The organism is Paenibacillus sp. PCH8 (genome assembly GCF_002968835.1).
Taxonomy (GTDB): Bacteria; Bacillota; Bacilli; order Paenibacillales; family Paenibacillaceae; genus Paenibacillus.
Genome location: NZ_PKQK01000006.1, coordinates 181,209 through 197,047, shown reverse-complemented (window position 1 = coordinate 197,047; position 15,839 = coordinate 181,209). Strand labels below are relative to the sequence as shown.

Annotated in this window: 15 protein-coding genes; 3 read left to right on the top strand and 12 right to left on the bottom strand. The window is 44.0% G+C overall.

Annotation, left to right across the window (positions count from 1 at the left end):
- Positions 1 to 14: 14 nt before the first annotated feature.
- The 7 genes from C0Q44_RS26425 to C0Q44_RS26395 form a co-directional block, all read right to left on the bottom strand.
- Positions 15 to 413, bottom strand: a complete 399-nt coding sequence (locus C0Q44_RS26425; protein WP_105410143.1) for a tunicamycin resistance protein — start codon at positions 411 to 413, stop codon at positions 15 to 17.
- A gap of 192 nt (positions 414 to 605) precedes the next feature.
- Positions 606 to 1,670 carry a polysaccharide deacetylase family protein gene (locus tag C0Q44_RS26420; protein WP_105410142.1) on the bottom strand — a complete coding sequence of 355 codons (1,065 nt, stop codon included), beginning with the start codon at positions 1,668 to 1,670 and terminating at the stop codon, positions 606 to 608.
- A 286-nt stretch (positions 1,671 to 1,956) separates the two neighbouring features.
- Positions 1,957 to 2,994 (bottom strand): ABC transporter substrate-binding protein, encoded by a 1,038-nt coding sequence (locus tag C0Q44_RS26415; protein WP_258166563.1) that lies wholly within the window; start codon positions 2,992 to 2,994, stop codon positions 1,957 to 1,959.
- A 49-nt stretch (positions 2,995 to 3,043) separates the two neighbouring features.
- A complete protein-coding gene (gene yjfF / locus C0Q44_RS26410; RefSeq protein ID WP_105410140.1) occupies positions 3,044 to 4,018 on the bottom strand; it encodes a galactofuranose ABC transporter, permease protein YjfF in 975 nt (324 codons plus the stop codon).
- On the bottom strand, positions 4,008 to 5,051 hold the full coding sequence (locus tag C0Q44_RS26405; RefSeq protein ID WP_105410139.1) for an ABC transporter permease: 1,044 nt from the start codon (positions 5,049 to 5,051) through the stop codon (positions 4,008 to 4,010). The genes yjfF and C0Q44_RS26405 overlap by 11 nt, the downstream gene beginning before the upstream one ends.
- Positions 5,052 to 5,055: 4 nt before the next feature.
- Positions 5,056 to 6,573 (bottom strand): sugar ABC transporter ATP-binding protein, encoded by a 1,518-nt coding sequence (locus C0Q44_RS26400; RefSeq protein WP_105410138.1) that lies wholly within the window; start codon positions 6,571 to 6,573, stop codon positions 5,056 to 5,058.
- Between the two features lie 83 nt (positions 6,574 to 6,656).
- Entirely contained in the window at positions 6,657 to 7,679 is a 1,023-nt protein-coding gene (locus C0Q44_RS26395; protein WP_105410137.1) for an ABC transporter substrate-binding protein, read from the bottom strand.
- 247 nt (positions 7,680 to 7,926) lie between these two features.
- Here C0Q44_RS26395 and C0Q44_RS26390 point away from each other — a divergent pair, with 247 nt between their 5' ends.
- From C0Q44_RS26390 to C0Q44_RS26380, 3 genes are read left to right on the top strand one after another with little or no spacing between them, the layout of a single operon-like run.
- On the top strand, positions 7,927 to 9,738 hold the full coding sequence (locus C0Q44_RS26390) for a cache domain-containing sensor histidine kinase (protein ID WP_105410136.1): 1,812 nt from the start codon (positions 7,927 to 7,929) through the stop codon (positions 9,736 to 9,738).
- Entirely contained in the window at positions 9,735 to 11,333 is a 1,599-nt protein-coding gene (locus tag C0Q44_RS26385; protein WP_105410135.1) for a response regulator, read from the top strand. Before C0Q44_RS26390 ends, C0Q44_RS26385 begins: the two co-directional genes overlap by 4 nt.
- Entirely contained in the window at positions 11,326 to 12,291 is a 966-nt protein-coding gene (locus C0Q44_RS26380) for a sugar ABC transporter substrate-binding protein (RefSeq protein ID WP_105410134.1), read from the top strand. The genes C0Q44_RS26385 and C0Q44_RS26380 overlap by 8 nt, the downstream gene beginning before the upstream one ends.
- 132 nt (positions 12,292 to 12,423) lie before the next feature.
- On the opposite strand, the gene C0Q44_RS26375 is transcribed toward C0Q44_RS26380, so the two are convergent.
- From C0Q44_RS26375 to C0Q44_RS26360, 5 genes are all read right to left on the bottom strand, one after another.
- Positions 12,424 to 12,948 carry a GNAT family N-acetyltransferase gene (locus C0Q44_RS26375; RefSeq protein ID WP_105410133.1) on the bottom strand — a complete coding sequence of 175 codons (525 nt, stop codon included), beginning with the start codon at positions 12,946 to 12,948 and terminating at the stop codon, positions 12,424 to 12,426.
- Positions 12,949 to 13,156: 208 nt separating this feature from the next.
- The gene (locus C0Q44_RS30410) at positions 13,157 to 13,312 is read right to left on the bottom strand and encodes a hypothetical protein (protein ID WP_181151180.1); all 156 of its coding nucleotides are present in this window, start codon (positions 13,310 to 13,312) and stop codon (positions 13,157 to 13,159) included.
- A gap of 45 nt (positions 13,313 to 13,357) precedes the next feature.
- Complete coding sequence (locus tag C0Q44_RS26370) at positions 13,358 to 13,804, bottom strand: GNAT family N-acetyltransferase (RefSeq protein WP_105410132.1); 447 nt, start codon at positions 13,802 to 13,804, stop codon at positions 13,358 to 13,360.
- A gap of 181 nt (positions 13,805 to 13,985) precedes the next feature.
- On the bottom strand, positions 13,986 to 14,924 hold the full coding sequence (locus C0Q44_RS26365) for a hypothetical protein (RefSeq protein ID WP_105410131.1): 939 nt from the start codon (positions 14,922 to 14,924) through the stop codon (positions 13,986 to 13,988).
- A 90-nt stretch (positions 14,925 to 15,014) separates the two neighbouring features.
- The gene (locus C0Q44_RS26360; protein WP_105410130.1) at positions 15,015 to 15,839 is read right to left on the bottom strand and encodes a methyltransferase domain-containing protein; all 825 of its coding nucleotides are present in this window, start codon (positions 15,837 to 15,839) and stop codon (positions 15,015 to 15,017) included.

Below are 15,839 nucleotides of genomic sequence, written 5' to 3'. Positions count from 1 at the left end.
AAAACAAATGATCATTATTTGGATAGGACCATCTTCAATATGAGTTCTATGATTTCACTGGTCTCCAGATAATCGGTATCAATGCGGATTTGAAATTGTTCATTCTTAAAAGCTTCAACACACTTTGGTGTTTGTTGATACTGCCAACCGCCAAATTCATCTCCGCGTTTAGCCAAACGATGATAAATCGTCTCTTCTTTAGCCGTCTTTACGGTTAGAATTTTCCATAGTTCGATATCTTGAAAATCATCCGTCCGTTCCCTTTCCTCTCTACAACTCTCCGGAAGAAGTTTCCTCAGCATATAACCTATTTCTTCAGGATCGTAGATCATACTGTTTGCGATTAAAGGCTGAAGTGCTTCTGCTGAAGAAGTTTTTCCCGAATCAAACGCACCATTAATCATAATGATCATTTGATCAATTCACTCCTATTCCATAAATTGTTTCAATACACACCAGATTCTTCCTATCCGCTATTTCGTCCATTATAAATGTTTTCCTTCCACTTTTGTGTGACAAAATGGCCAAGAACATGATGAAATCCCATGGGGTAACCCAACGGGATTTCATCATAGTACATTATTTTTCATTCAACCTTGAGCTTGTTAATTTATTTCCAAATAATCAATATATACATCCCAAGTCCCGTCATCGGCTGTTACAACAAGTTCAATCACCTGATTCCCGGTTCCATGGCTGATATTATTCAGGGTATAGACCGCCGGAGCGCTTCCGCCAAAGTAAAAGGTTCCCTTCGTCTGACCACCGATCTTCAAATCAACTCTAGCCATATTCGCATTATTCGAAGCGCCACGAAGTGAAAAATTATGAGTACTCGTTGCGAAATTCTGCGTGTGTTTAACCAAATCGTTGTTGGCATAAAGGACAACTCCGTTGAAAGGTGAGCTGATATTCCCGGCGTACTGGCCGCCTTTGGTCATATTCTCTGCCTCTACTTTCGTTCCAGTACTCGGAGGATTGTTCGTGCCACCATCAGGCGCGACAGCTCGACCAGTAGTTGATGAGATCATGCCCGAACAGAGGCCACGACTTTTCAGATTTTGTGCGATCTGCGGAATGGCCTGAAGTGTTGTCTGGTACTGATCATGCATCAAAACGACGTCACCATTTTTCATCGTGTTAACAGATGCTACAATCTGTGCTGCACTTGCACCATTCCAATCTTTGGAATCTACATTCCAGAGCACTTCGGTCAGGCCATTTTGGCTCAAAACGGATTTCAAGGTCGCATTCGTCGCGCCATAAGGCGGACGGAACAACTTAGGTGAAGTTCCCGTTATCGATCGAATCGTCTGCTGTGTCCGAGTAATCTCCGACGACATCTGGCTACTGTTTAATTTCGTCATATCGGGATGCGTATAAGAATGGTTCCCGATCCACATACCCGCGGCAACCTGTGCACTTACCAGAGATTGATTATTCTGTGCATTTTGTCCAACATTGAACATCGTTGCCCGTAACCCCGCCTGCTTCAACGCGTTAAGCATGTTTGTTGTATTGCCAGATGGACCATCATCAAAGGTCAGGCCTACATAACCATTGGGGCAACTGGCATCTGCTGCACTCGCCCCAGGTAGCGGGGGAATGGCGAACAATGTACTGAAAAGTGCGAAAGAAATGACGGCCTTGACTAGCCTTTCTTTGAACATAAATTTACCTCCTCATATTATAGTACCAGCATAATACCTCAGTACACTCCCTCTCATTCAAATCTCTTATACTTCAGAGACTTGACCTTCTCTTTATCCAACGATCAGACCTCAAAAAAGCGCTTTCAAAAACTGGTTCAGGTATAACGTGTGTCCTTTCCCGTAGATAAGAGCTTTTAGTTGAAGTTGAATTTAGTATATACGATCTATGTATTTAAAGTAAATTGAATTTTATCCAAAATGTTCTATTTTCACTCTCTATTTCGAAAGCCAGAATAACGACCCACTAGAATCGCCTGTTATGCATCTCTCGTTTAGCACTCTCCTGTGTAAAGATATCCTCCGGCGGCACCATTCGCTTAGGAAGTGTACGACCTGTAATAATCTCTTTCGTCGCCTGCATGAGCTGAGGACCAAGCAATGGGTTGCATTCTACCACAGCGTTGATCTGCCCGCTCGCCAGAATTTCCAGTGCTTTACGAGAGCCGTCTACCGAGACAATGACGATGTCCTCCCCTGGTTTCAAACCAACCTCTTCGATCGCCTGTATGGCGCCAAAAGCCATTTCATCATTATGGGCAAAAAGAACTTGCGGCCTTTCCTCTTCCGGAACTTGAAGGAAATCTTTCATGACTTGCTTCCCTTGGTCTTCCGTAAAATCCGCAGGAGCACTTTGCGAGAAAATGATATCCTCTCTGGTGTCCATGATACTTCTAAAGCCCTCTCCACGCTGGATTGAAGGGGTAGATCCACTTGTACCCTGCAATTCAGCAATTCGAATCGTTCCCGGAACATGTCGCATGTGATCCAGCACATACTTACCAGCCTTCACACCTTCCTCATAGAAGTCCGATCCAATCGTCGTCACAAAAAGTGAGGTATCCTTGACATCCACGGACCGGTCTACGATGATCACGGGTATCCCAGCAATCTTGGCCTCCTGAAGAAGTTCATCCCAGCCAGATTCCACAACCGGTGCAATCGCAATGACATCAACCTTCTGTTTGATGAAAGACCGAACAGCCTCGAACTGTTTCGTCTGAGACTGTTCCGCATTTTTCATGATGAGGGAAATTCCAGATTCAGCAGCGGCATCTCGAATAGACATAGAGTTCGCCATACGCCAGGCACTCTCTCTGCCCAGTTGGGAGAAACCCAAGATAATGGGTTTCCTGGAGGTGTCCTTGAGTACTGACGATTGCATCCAGTCATCAACAGATGGGAGGGATTCTTCGTTGGATGAAACAGGAAGAGGAACTGGATCAGACTCATGTGTTGTGCAACCGGCAAGCAATAGCAGGAATAATAAGCACAACCAATTCATATATCTCTTCACGAATCCATCCCCCTCCCTGTTATTTTCTACAACCAACTTAGTGTGTTGATTTGGCGGATATTCGCCGCCCACTAAGCAGTCTTTGGAACAAAATAAACACAAACAACATCAAGCCAATCACAATCTTGGTCCACCATGAGCTAAGTGTGCCTTCGAAGCTAATTATAGTTTGAATAGAACCCTGTATCAATACGCCAATAAAGGTTCCCGCAACATAGCCCACACCACCTGTAAGTAATGTTCCTCCAATCACGACTGCCGCGATGGTATCAAGTTCGAGACCCATGGCGTGTAATCCATAACCAGATAACATATAGAACGTAAAGACTACGCCTGCGAGCGCGGAGCAAAAGCCACTGAATGTGTACACTAAAATTTTCGTGCGTGCAACCGGCAGTCCCATGAGCATTGCGGACTGTTCGCTTCCGCCAATGGCGTAAACGTTGCGCCCGAAACGGGTGTAGTGTGCAAGATAGATCGCGAGCAGTACGATGATCAGGGCAAGGATCACATTGATCGAAACGAAGCTGCCACCGGGCAGCGGAATCTTCGCTTGGGCAACTGTCGTGTAAAACGAGTTGGTGATCGTAATGGTATCGATACTAATGACATAACATAGTCCCCGTGCCAGAAACATGCCTGCTAGCGTCACGATAAAGGGCTGGATTTTAAAATAATGAATAATTGCCCCCATTAATGTGCCAAATAATGCCCCTAAGACAAGCACCATCGGGATGACAATGAGAGGCGACCAGCCTTGCTTTTCTACTAAACTTGCACTGATTATGGTTGTCAGAGCAATGACAGAACCCACCGACAGGTCGATTCCTCCCGATACAATAACAAAGGTCATCCCAATCGCCGTAATAATTAAGAAGGCGTTATCAATGAAGAGATTAAACAGTACCTGCAATGAAAAAAATCCGGTATAACGGAAAGAGCCTATGGCAAACATCACGGCCAACAAGCCGAAAGTGACCAAGACCGGGAGATACTTTCGATTAAGAGACATGGCGGTTGACCCCCTGTTCAGCTGGAAACTTCCGCTTTTTAAGGCGGATCACAATCGACTTGCGGAATGAGTCCGATTGAATCAGGCATACGGCCAATACAACAAAGGCTTTTACAACCAGCGTAACTTCTGGCGGTACCCCAATCATATAAATCGTCGTTGTTAGGGTTTGGATAATGAGTGCTCCAACAACGGTACCCATCAGATAGAAGCGACCCCCATTGAGAGAAGTTCCACCGATAACGACAGCAAGTATGGCATCCAGTTCATACCACAAACCTGCGTTGTTTCCGTCAGCACTGGATACATTGGAACTGAGAATTAGTCCAGCAATTCCGGCACAGAGACCACAGAAGACATAGACCATGAGGATCACTGTATTCGAACGAATACCTGCCAGTCGGCTGGCATTAGCGTTGCTTCCGACCGATTCAATAAATAGTCCAAGTGCCGTTTTTCTCGTGAGTAAAGATGCAATCAGCAGTACAGTCAATACAATAAAAATGGAGAACGGCAAAGCTGCAAGCGAGCCAGCGCCGATATATTGGTATTTGGCATTGGATACGGTAATGATCTGTCCACTTGTGATCAATTGCGCGATACCCCGTCCCGCCACCATCAGAATTAGAGTCCCAATAATCGGCTGGATCCGGGCAACCGATACAAGGGCCCCATTCCATACGCCCAATAGCAGAGAGAGACCCATCGATAATCCAAGTGCACCAAGCACTAACCACAACGAGTTCTGGTCCGTTCCTTTACTGATCGTCATACAAGCGACTGCACCGGAGATGGCTACTATAGAGCCTACGGACAAATCGATACCTCCGGTAGCGATAACTAACGTCATGCCGATGGATACGAGAATTAAAGGGGCTCCAAAATTGAGAATATCGATTAAACTGCCATACAGATTCCCTTCGCGCATAACGAGCGAGAAAAAATCGGGTGAGTATAACAAATTAAATATTAAGAGTAAACCAAGCATACATAATGGCCAAAACAAATGATGTTTACGCATCTTGCCCAGCATTATTTCAACCTCCTGCCATGGCTTTCATAATTTGCTGTTGATTGATCTGATCTCCGCTGAGCTCTTTCACTTTTTTCCGGTCGCGAAGTACGGATACCCGATCGCTAACACGAATTACTTCTTCCATCTCCGAGGAAATGAACAGAACGCTCATGCCTTGCTTCGACAGCGAGAGTACGAGCTTCTGTATTTCGGCCTTTGCACCAATATCAATTCCACGTGTAGGTTCATCGAGAATCAAGAGATCCGGATTCATAAGCAACCACCGGGCAAGCAGCACCTTTTGCTGATTGCCACCGCTTAGATTTTTAATCAGCTGCTCCGGGTTCTTCGGATGGATATTGAGCAGGTTGATGTACTTTTCAGCAATCTCATCCTGCTTCTTACGAGAGATGGGTTTGGACCAGCCTCGTGTCGCCTGTAATGCCAGTATAATGTTCTCCCTGATGGTCAAATCATCGATGATCCCTTCCGTTTTACGATTCTCGGAGCAAAATGCGATTCGCTGATCAATCGCATGACGCGGCGACTTGACTGGGCTTCCTGTATCCGCAACAATTAGCTTGCCTTCGTCTGGACGATCTGCCCCAAAAAAGAGACGAGCAATCTCGGTACGACCCGATCCCAATAGTCCAGCCAGACCAACGACTTCTCCCTTGCGAATCTCCAGATCGAACGGATCAATAGCTCCCTTGCGTCCAAGTCCAGTAGCGGTAATCAACATATCTCCCGCCTTCGCCTCCACCTTCGTTTCGCCAGACTCCTTCGGAAGCTCTTCGAGCAATTTGAGTTCCTTGCCGATCATCTTGGTCACCAGCTCCATGCGTGGAAGTTCTGCTGCTATGTACTCTCCTTCCAACTCACCGTTACGGAGCACCGTTAGACGATCCGACATTTCGTACACCTGATCGAGAAAATGGGTCACGAAAAGAATTGCGAGACCTTCACTCTTCAGTTTGTGCATAATTCGGAATAGTTGCTGAACCTCGTTCTTGTCGAGACTGGACGTTGGTTCATCCAGAATGAGTACTTTCGCTGAGATACTGAGTGCTCTTGCAATAGCGATTAGTTGCTGTATTGCAACCGAATACGACTGTAGAGGAACCTTAACATCGATGGCTAGATTTAGTCTTTCGCGTAGAATGCTCTCCGCATCTCTGTTCATTTGCTTCCAATTAATTTTGCCAAATCTCATCGGCTCCCGCCCAATGAAAATGTTCTCAGCCACCGTTAAGTTAAGGCAAAGATTAACCTCTTGATACACGGTGCTGATGCCCGCCTTCTGTGCTTCCAGCGGACCGGAAATCGAAAGGACACGGTTCTCCATAGTCACCGTTCCTTCGTCAATGGAATAAACACCCGTCAGCACTTTAATCAACGTTGACTTTCCCGCTCCGTTCTCACCCATCAAGGCATGAATCTCTCCCGGAAACAGGCGGAAACTTACGTTGGATAGCGCCTTAACCCCTGGAAAACGTTTGGTGATCTCCGTCATTTGTAGAATGGGTGTAAGATCGGCCATATAACCCTCTCCTTTGTTATGAAAAAAGTCATTTAGCGACTGCCAAGTCGAAAATGACTTTTCGTTGTTATACGAATCTGCTTTTAATATTCGCGTGTCGGTAGTGCTTCTTTGGCTTGTTCTGATGTAAAGGTCGTTTCATCCGTTACGATCCGAGCTTCGATCTCTTTCCCGTCCACTACAGATTGAACCGCTTCCATTAATTGAGGCCCAAGTAGTGGATTGCATTCTACGATAAAGTTAATTTTGCCGTCAGCCGCTGCCTGCATACCATCCTTCACGGCATCTACGGAAATGATCGTGATATCTACACCTGGTTTCAATCCTGCAGCTTCAATCGCTTGAATTGCACCAAGCGCCATATCGTCATTGTGTGCGTAAAGAACATCTATTTTTTTGTGTGCTTTGAGGAAGGCTTGCATGACTTCTTTGCCTTTAGCACGAGTAAAGTCGCCCGATTGCGAAGCAATGACTTTAAGGTTGGTATTAGCACCGATTAATTCCATAAAACCTTCCTGACGATCGTTAGCTGGTGCGGAGCCAGTTGTACCTTGCAACTCAACGATATTGATTTCCTCTTGCGTATCCTTGTATTTGTCATTGAGCCATTGACCTGCTTTGCGTCCTTCTTCCACGAAGTCGGAGCCAATAAATGTCTTGTAAAGTGATGTATCTGGGGAATCAACAGCACGGTCCGTCAAAATCACGGGAATACCTGCATCTTTTGCTTCCTTCAATACAGTATCCCAACCAGATTCAACTACGGGTGAAAAGGCGATCACCGTCACCTTCTGCTGAATGAAGGATCGCAATGCTTTAATTTGATTCTCCTGTTTCTGTTGAGCGTCTGAGAATTTCAAATCATAGCCCACTTCTTTAGCTGAATCCTGAATCGATTTGGTATTCGCTGAACGCCAACCACTCTCCGCTCCCACCTGGGAAAAACCGAGTGTAATCGTCTTAGCACTGGCAGGTGCACTGTTATTTCCGCTCTTTGAGGTCGTATCGTTTGAAGTTGTTCCTCCATTGGTGCTGTTACATCCCGCGCTTACAAGCATCACCATAGCCAATGTTATCGCAAGTCCCCACTTTTTTTTGCTTCGCATGTTGTTGTGATCCTCCCTTTTTTTAGTTCACCTTGTGGTGTGACCACATTATAGACTGCTTCCGTCCTGCTCTAATATGGAATCTCATGCGTTTTTTATGTAATATTTTAGCAATTATAGAAGGGTGATTCTAAAAATGTGTACTTTCTTTGTTTAATTGTGTACTATTTAGTGATTCTCTTTAATCATTGAAAATCATGTTATAATAGTGGTACATTTTGGATCAATTCAGATGGAGTGAAATACGTTGAAACTGATTCAATGGATTGCTTCAAGCCTCCGGCTTAAATTACTCAGCATGTTCATCATCCTCATTTCTGTACCATTGATCGTGGTTGGATTAATTTCGTACCACAAATCTTATACTGTCGTTTCCAATCATAACAAGGCCTCTACGCAACTGGTTGCTGACCAACTCGCCAGAAACATAGACATCATGTTTGAAGATACGGAACGGCTTTTAGAACTGGGTAAGAATCCGCAAGTACTTCAGTATTTATACTCTCAATCGGAGTCCTATCCAGAAGCCAAAGCGATCCTTCAGACATACAATCTCTATCGGGAGACATACAAATACGACAAGGTACTCAATATCTCGTTCGTTAATTTCTATGGAAAAGGTATCAGTGAACGAAAAGGTATTTTTAAGCTGGAACGAAATCCGCTTCGTAATCCTTATTTTCAGTATCTGGTACAGTACCCGGATGCCATTCTGCGAATCCCTCATTCTGCACCATCCGCAGAAAATAATAGACTTGATGGGTTTGCTTACCCTAAACAGAATGCGCTTTCAATTATCACAACGGTCAAAGAACGAATTACACATGAGGTCATCGGGTTTATTGTGATTGATTTGAACGATTCGCTGATTGATGAATTTTTGAAGAATACCACCATCAAGGATTCCGGCTTTTTCTATATTAATGATCAACACGGAACCACTCTTTTTAGGCCGACCGCTAACCGGGCTTCCAGTGCAATTATAGATCAGATCAGACCGCTACCCTTAAATTCACAGCACGACAGCTTCATCCTGTCCGCGAGATCGAAGCCTCAGTTTGTCGTATATAGCACTTCGAAACAGACCGGATGGAAAATTATCGGGGTTGCTCCTTTTCAGGAGATCATTGCAGAGGCCAATGGCATCCGGCAACTGATCATCATCAGTGTTTTGTTAAGCGCATTCTTTGCTATTTCTTTATATTTTTTCCTGAATAATCGACTTATTCTTCCTATCCAGATTCTGATGAACAAGATGCGTAAAGCTGCGAACGGTTACTTGGAGGCCAAGGTCACACCAACGGGGTCGGACGAAATCGCTGATTTGGGCAAGAGTTTCAATATTATGCTGGAGAAGATCAAAACGCTGATCGATAAGAGCATTAGAGAAAATGAACAGGTAAAAATAGCTGAATTACGTACACTACAGGCACAGATCAATCCTCATTTTCTATATAACACGTTGGAATCCATTATATGGATGGCCGAAGCGGAGAAAAAAGAAAGTGTGATCCAACTTGTACAAGCCCTTTCGAAGTTCTTTCGTTTGAGTCTGAACCAAGGATTTGACTGGGTGTCCATCCAAACCGAGCTTGAACATGCCCGGAATTATCTGGTCATTCAACAGATGAGGTATCACGATATTCTGAAATACGAAATTAAGGTAGACAACGAGCTTCAGGATTATCCGATCTTAAAAATGACGCTGCAACCCTTAATTGAGAACGCACTTTACCATGGCATTAAGAACAAACGCGGTCAAGGATTAATCTCAATACAGGGATATGTGGAGGGTACGAGCATCATTCTCACCGTGCAAGACAACGGAATTGGCATGCCTGCTGATCGACTGGCACAATTACGTGAAGAACTGGAAAAGCCGGTAGGCAGCCGTTCACTCCTGGATGGCGAGCAGGAAGGCGGATTTGGTCTGCTCAATGTACATCACCGGATTCGGCTCTATTTCGGACAATCCTATGGCGTTGAAATGGAAAGTACGTATATGGAAGGTAGCACGTTTATGATTCGTATCCCAAAAAGCAAGGGGGTTAACCGTTGAAAAAGGTCATGATTGTAGATGACGAAATCGGAATCCGAGAGAATATACGCAACTGCGTAGATTGGGAAAAGGAAGGTTTTCATTATTGCGGGGATGCATCAGATGGAGAGCTTGCATTACCATTAATCGATGAGTGGGCTCCTGATATTCTGATCACGGACATTAAAATGCCATTCATGAACGGGTTAGAACTCACCTCCATTGTACGCACACAGAAGCCAGATATCAAAATCATTATCATGAGCGGTCATGATGAATTCAGCTATGCCCAAGAGGCAATCAGACTTGGTGTTACCGAGTACTGTCTGAAGCCCATTAGCGCTACAGAACTCATTCAGATCCTCCATAAGGTCAGCCAGAAAATAGATGAAGAACAACAACGAATGACTAGCCGAACGATTACGAAAGAAAAACTGCTTGCTGATCTGTGTGGTGGTCTTATCGGTACAACCGATGCGATTGAATCAGCCAAACGACTCTCTCTCCCTCTCTCTGCACGTTTCTATACGATTGTCATTTTTGACGTGCGACGAACAGATGATTCTCAAGATTCCGAATCACTATCGAACAAGATCCTTCGAGTACTGGAGGAAACGCGTGATCCCCACGTAGAGCTGCTTCCCTATATCCGAAGCCGGACCGAGCTAGTTCTTCTACTCAAGTGTGGTTCTGAAGACAGCATATCCGTTTATTTGGAACAACTTGGAGGGCAGGTTCGACTAGAACTTGAACATAAGTTCAATTGTAACATCATTCTGGGTATTGGCAGCACTCAGGAGCGTCTACAAGGTATCCATGTCTCGTATTTGGAAGCGGATGAAGATAAATATATTACCCGTCTCACCCATCAGAACAAGGCCTCGCTCCGTGAGGTAAACTTTGATGAGAAAATGATCCTTTTTCTCGACAGGAATCGGTTTCTTGAATTTCTGAAAATCGGCACTCCTAACATGCGTGACCATTTTGTGCAGGAGTTTGCCACTCCAATGCAGTCCATCGACTGGAAGTCCTCATCTTATGGCTTTTATTTGTTGAACGACCTTACCTTGGAATCATTTCGAATGGCGAATCAGCTATTCCGAATGGGTGCCCTTCCAGATGAGAACATTACATACCTCCAGCAGACGATTCAAAAGATTACCTGCTGGGAAGAATGCGTCCAATATCTATGCTCTCTATTAAATCAATTATGGCAGAGAAGAGCAGAATCTTCCGGAAAATACAGTGATGTCATTGATCAGGTTAAAGAATATGTGTCACACCAATATAATAACGAACAGGTCTCGTTAAAGACGATCTCTGCACATGTCAAAATCAGTCCAAGTCATCTAAGCAAAATTTTCAGCCAAGAAACCGGTCAAACCATAACAGAACACTTAACCCAAATAAGAATCGGCAAAGCCAAAGAACTGCTGAAAACAACCAGCAATAAGACCTTTGAGATTGCTTTTAAAGTTGGTTACAACGATTCTCACTATTTTTCCAATATATTCAAGAAAACGACTGGTTTTACGCCAAGAGAGTACCGAACCCAAGGGTCTGAGGAAATCCAGGTCAGATTATTAGATAAGAAAAAAGAGCCATTGTATGAATAAATTCAAATCTGTACTCTTACTCATATTAATGATGCTACTCGCCATGGTGATTACATCCGGTTCAATCTACATTCATCCGAAGCAACAGGCCATAACACCTCATGTAACTACCTCCATGGAGAAATCGACCAAGGGCAAAACATTCGGTATTATTTACCCTATGACGTATCCAACGTATGAAATGATTACAATGGATGCAACGGAGTCTGCTGGCAAACACAATATCACGTTAGCGGTCAACGCCCCTGATGAAGCCAATACAGAACAACAAATCCGTATCATGGAGAACATGATCAAGCAAAACGTGGATGGAATTGCCATTTCACCTGTAGATGCTACTGCATTAACACCCGTTATTAATAAAGCACAAGCTGCGGGTATCCCTGTAATCACATTTGAATCAGATGCCCCATCCAGCCATCGAACCGCTTATGTGGGTGCCGATAACTATCGCACAGGCCGTCAATTCGCGATGACGACAACGAAGCTGCTGAATAATCAAGGCATGATTCTTGTCGAGAATGGCTTAGAGGATATGCAGGGTTTACAGCAGCGGCTTAACGGGTTTATTGACTATATCAGCAATGAGACAGCCATTGAAATATTGGATGTGAAGTACAATCAAGGGAACGAAGATCGAGCCATGGATGATATGGAAAACATGATTCATGCACACCCTCACTTTAACGCGATCGTAGGGCTAGATTTTGTTTCGGTGTCTGCCTCTACCTTGATCTGGAAAGCAAAAGGCCTAAAGCGGCATTTAATAGCTTTCGGTGACAGCCCCACCAGTGAAAATGGACTGCTGAATGGTCAATTGTCCGCCGTGATATCGCAGAATGAAGGTGTCTGGGGAGCGAAGATGATTGAGACCTTGTTCCTTGCAAGTGAAGGTCTGCCTGTAGAGGAATTCATAGATACGGGGATCACTGAACTTAACCAGGAAGGAAGTAATTAAGGGATGTCCGCCTGTCATCAGAATGACAGGCGGACATCCCCTTTCCACTTCGTACACGCAGTTATTACATCCGTTAATCGAAGTGTTTCTCAAGAGAGATGACTCTCAAGTATGATGATCCCTTTTGAGAAGCTATTTTTTCCATTCATTTTCTAATATGCTCATCTCGATAAGATTCCAGAATGTATCTTCATATCTTCTCGCATCACGAATAAGTCCTTCTTGTACAAAGCCCGCTTTTTCATAACATTGAATGGCTGAGATATTAAAATCAAATACGCCCAGGCTGATCCGGTGTAGCTTCTCCTCTTCAAATCCAATTCGAAGTGCCTCATCGATCATTTGCTTCCCATAGCCTTTACCCTGATATGGCTTGCCAACAAGCACCTTACCGATACGCCCTGAACGATTATATCGATCGATACCGCCAAGAGCAATATGGCCCACAATCTCCTGAGTCGATTCATCCATCACTTTATAAATGAACTTATTTGAAGTGCTCTTATCATTCGCACCATGCAAATAATCAGATAACTGTTCCTTGGAAAGTGGATAATGAAAGCCAGGCCCTGCCCACTGGAGCAGAAACGCTTCATCGCCACTCCATTCGATTAGTTGATCAAAATCTTCCGGTTCAAAGTATTGGAATATAATCATGTCGATCTGCCCTTTCTTTTTTATGTCATATCATATCCTATTTCAGTTCTCTAGTATCGTCATCATGATGAGTTTCATCAAACGCTTTGTTTCTTAAATTCATTTCACGAATGGAGTTCTGAAGCCAATTCATTCTAGTCAATAAACAGACGACGCCACCCAAAATGCATATAGCCCCGATCCAATAATTAAGTTCAAAATTCACTTGTTAATCATTAGGAGTATAACTGCCTGCTGCTGCTGCTGACTGGAATGCTGCATACCCTAGCTTGGGAATCACCTCTTCAATCATCTTCGAGATCGTAATAATCACAATTCCTAACATGATAAAGAGTAATGAGAAAATAATGTGCAAATGCTTCAATGATATGCTACCTCCCCTACTATCCAAATCGCGTGTGTTTTGGCTCTACTTGCATCTTAAAAGCCGAACGACTTCGCCATCGATCAATCCCTCACTTACGCTGTGAAAACCAAGTGATTCGTACAAATTACCGGCAATACTATTTTCTGGCCTATGTCCAATCATGATGCGTTTGCATTTTAACGATTCTTTCATTAAATCAATTAACTTCCTCAACGCTTCTCTTCCATAACCTCTGCCCTGATATTTAGTATCTACCATTAGAGCAAGTAGCCAATAGTTATCCTCATGATCCGGCTTATCTGAGTAAACAGCAAAACCAACCAGATCCGAATCGAAATAGATGGCCATGGGCCGAAAATCGGTCACGACCTTGGATTCAGCAATCCAATATACAACCGGCGCGGGAAAATTTTTTTTCTGTTCTTCAGTTACATTCAGTTGGGTACATGCATACCAATTATCCACCGACACACCTTTTAAATGAATCATAGTTTGAAATTCCTCCTCGTGAAAAATACACAGGGGAATCCCTCGGAACCCTTCCTTGGGTCCTCTGTGCTAGACAAAAACACCTCTGGCAACTCCATTTTTTCTACTCATATACGAATTTTTTCTCATATCACATCACTCCTTTCACGTTGTTGTGCAAACCTCTTGAGACTTCAATCCCTCATGCTAAACCTTTGATCTCTGATAGTTCAGGAGTATGTTTGACAAGGTCAGTTATTTCACAAGCTGCATTAGCTGCTAATGCAGCTTTAACTGCCTCAGCCCCTCTTGTTTTCCAGATCGAATATATCCATTTGGAAAAACCATATGCATTCAGATGGTGACCACGTTCCTGTACTTGCATAAACAATTTCACACTTTCCTCATACCTTTCAATATCCGTGAAAATACAGGCCAAATTGTTCAATGCAATGTTGATATCTCTCTGCGAATTTCTGGAGACATTCATACCCTCCCAGCTGCCGACCACTTCATTTTTTCTTGAAATGCGCAGTGCTTCATAACTGCTTTCATCAATCCAGTCCATCGTTTCGTTCACAAGAGCTACGACTCCAACAACGTCCCCGGCATGATAAAGCCTGGTCATACGCTGTTTGTTATATGTAATTCGGGCAAAAAGAATATTGGACCATGTCTCATCTTCTTGTATGAGCTGGATCATATTTTCAAGCACACTGTCCATCTCACTGTATCTCTCCAAAACCCCAAGCGAACCATCCAAAGCCCGATGGCTCTCGAATCGTACACCTCGGTTGGTATCCAACTTCGGGGCATGATCACAAGCATATCGGTACCAATCAATCCAATGATCAAAGTAGTTCCCCAGAGATAATGACAACGCTTGTGTCGAATCCGAAACGATCCAGTGTAACTGCTCGGGGGCGAGGTTTTCTTTCCCCCATTCGAAGAATGCCCGGTGATTGGCATAAAGCAGTTCCGGCTCTTTTAACAAGGCATAACCATCTGAAACATTCCAGAAGACCCAACCTCGTTCGTTGACAGATAGCTTGCTGGATTGTACATATTCTTTTAGCAAATCAATCATACCTTGATGATCTCCTTGCACTACAGTTTCCTGGAAAGCTTGAGCGATATTCATTCCCATCCTCCGTCTCTTAGGAAGCTTAGTCTGTCATAGACAGTGTCCGAGCACCGAGCAAGTAAAGCTTATTTCAAACGTATACAGCTCTTACAAGGGTTTCGTGCCGCAAGCTGTAATGAAATTCATCATGGCATAGGCTTCCGGCGAATGATTTATCGCATCAGAGGCTTGTTGCAGCTGAGCAAACTCCTCTGAACTGATCACACCTTTTTCAGCAAAATGTACAAAGCGATTAAGATTAAACTGCTGCTTAAAGCCTTCTATGCCTAAAAGATCACTATGTTGAAGGACAGAATCAATGTCAACATCGATGTATCCGCTCTCAGAAAGGAGACGTGGCAAACTTCTGCCAATTAAGCGATTACCGCCGTGTTGTGCCACAACATCCGAAATTTTCATTAATACCGTATGCAAAGCAGGAACGTCAGGATTCACAGCTCCAAAAACGCCGTCATCTACATCAATAATGGCAAGACGGCCGCCAGGCTTAAGTACACGATATATCTCTCGTGCAGCTTCATCAGGATTGTTCAAGTGAAGAAAGATAAGTCTTGCCACGACAAAATCAAAATAATCATCAGGCAGATCCATCTGGTAGATGGAAGACTCTACAAATTGCAATCGCTTGGAAGGAACAGCTTTCAGCCTTTCTTTGGCTTGTGCTTGCAGTGAACGATCAATCTCAAGCGAGGTAAGCTCGCTGTCTGGCAAACTGTTCAATAATTGCTCTGTAATGTAACCTGGTCCGCTTCCGACCTCCAATACACGCATTCCATTTTTCAAACCATACCATTCTAGATTTCGGAACTCTTTAGGCCACCCCATCACCGCCTGCATCTTTAACCTCTCTAATTCCTCTTGTAAACTTAACACTGCCGTTTGGATACTGTATGTTGAACGCGGATCACTCAT

Excerpts from the sequence above, each read along its gene's own strand:
- C0Q44_RS26425 (WP_105410143.1), bottom strand. The coding sequence starts at position 413 with ATGATCATTATGATTAATGGTGCGTTTGATTCGGGAAAAACTTCTTCA.
- C0Q44_RS26420 (WP_105410142.1), bottom strand. The coding sequence starts at position 1,670 with ATGTTCAAAGAAAGGCTAGTCAAGGCCGTCATTTCTTTCGCACTTTTC.
- C0Q44_RS26415 (WP_258166563.1), bottom strand. The coding sequence starts at position 2,994 with ATGAATTGGTTGTGCTTATTATTCCTGCTATTGCTTGCCGGTTGCACA.
- yjfF (WP_105410140.1), bottom strand. The coding sequence starts at position 4,018 with ATGTCTCTTAATCGAAAGTATCTCCCGGTCTTGGTCACTTTCGGCTTG.
- C0Q44_RS26405 (WP_105410139.1), bottom strand. The coding sequence starts at position 5,051 with ATGCTGGGCAAGATGCGTAAACATCATTTGTTTTGGCCATTATGTATG.
- C0Q44_RS26400 (WP_105410138.1), bottom strand. The coding sequence starts at position 6,573 with ATGGCCGATCTTACACCCATTCTACAAATGACGGAGATCACCAAACGT.
- C0Q44_RS26395 (WP_105410137.1), bottom strand. The coding sequence starts at position 7,679 with ATGCGAAGCAAAAAAAAGTGGGGACTTGCGATAACATTGGCTATGGTG.
- C0Q44_RS26380 (WP_105410134.1), top strand. The coding sequence starts at position 11,326 with ATGAATAAATTCAAATCTGTACTCTTACTCATATTAATGATGCTACTC.
- C0Q44_RS26375 (WP_105410133.1), bottom strand. The coding sequence starts at position 12,948 with ATGATTATATTCCAATACTTTGAACCGGAAGATTTTGATCAACTAATC.
- C0Q44_RS26370 (WP_105410132.1), bottom strand. The coding sequence starts at position 13,804 with ATGATTCATTTAAAAGGTGTGTCGGTGGATAATTGGTATGCATGTACC.
- C0Q44_RS26365 (WP_105410131.1), bottom strand. The coding sequence starts at position 14,924 with ATGAATATCGCTCAAGCTTTCCAGGAAACTGTAGTGCAAGGAGATCAT.
- C0Q44_RS26360 (WP_105410130.1), bottom strand. The coding sequence starts at position 15,839 with ATGAGTGATCCGCGTTCAACATACAGTATCCAAACGGCAGTGTTAAGT.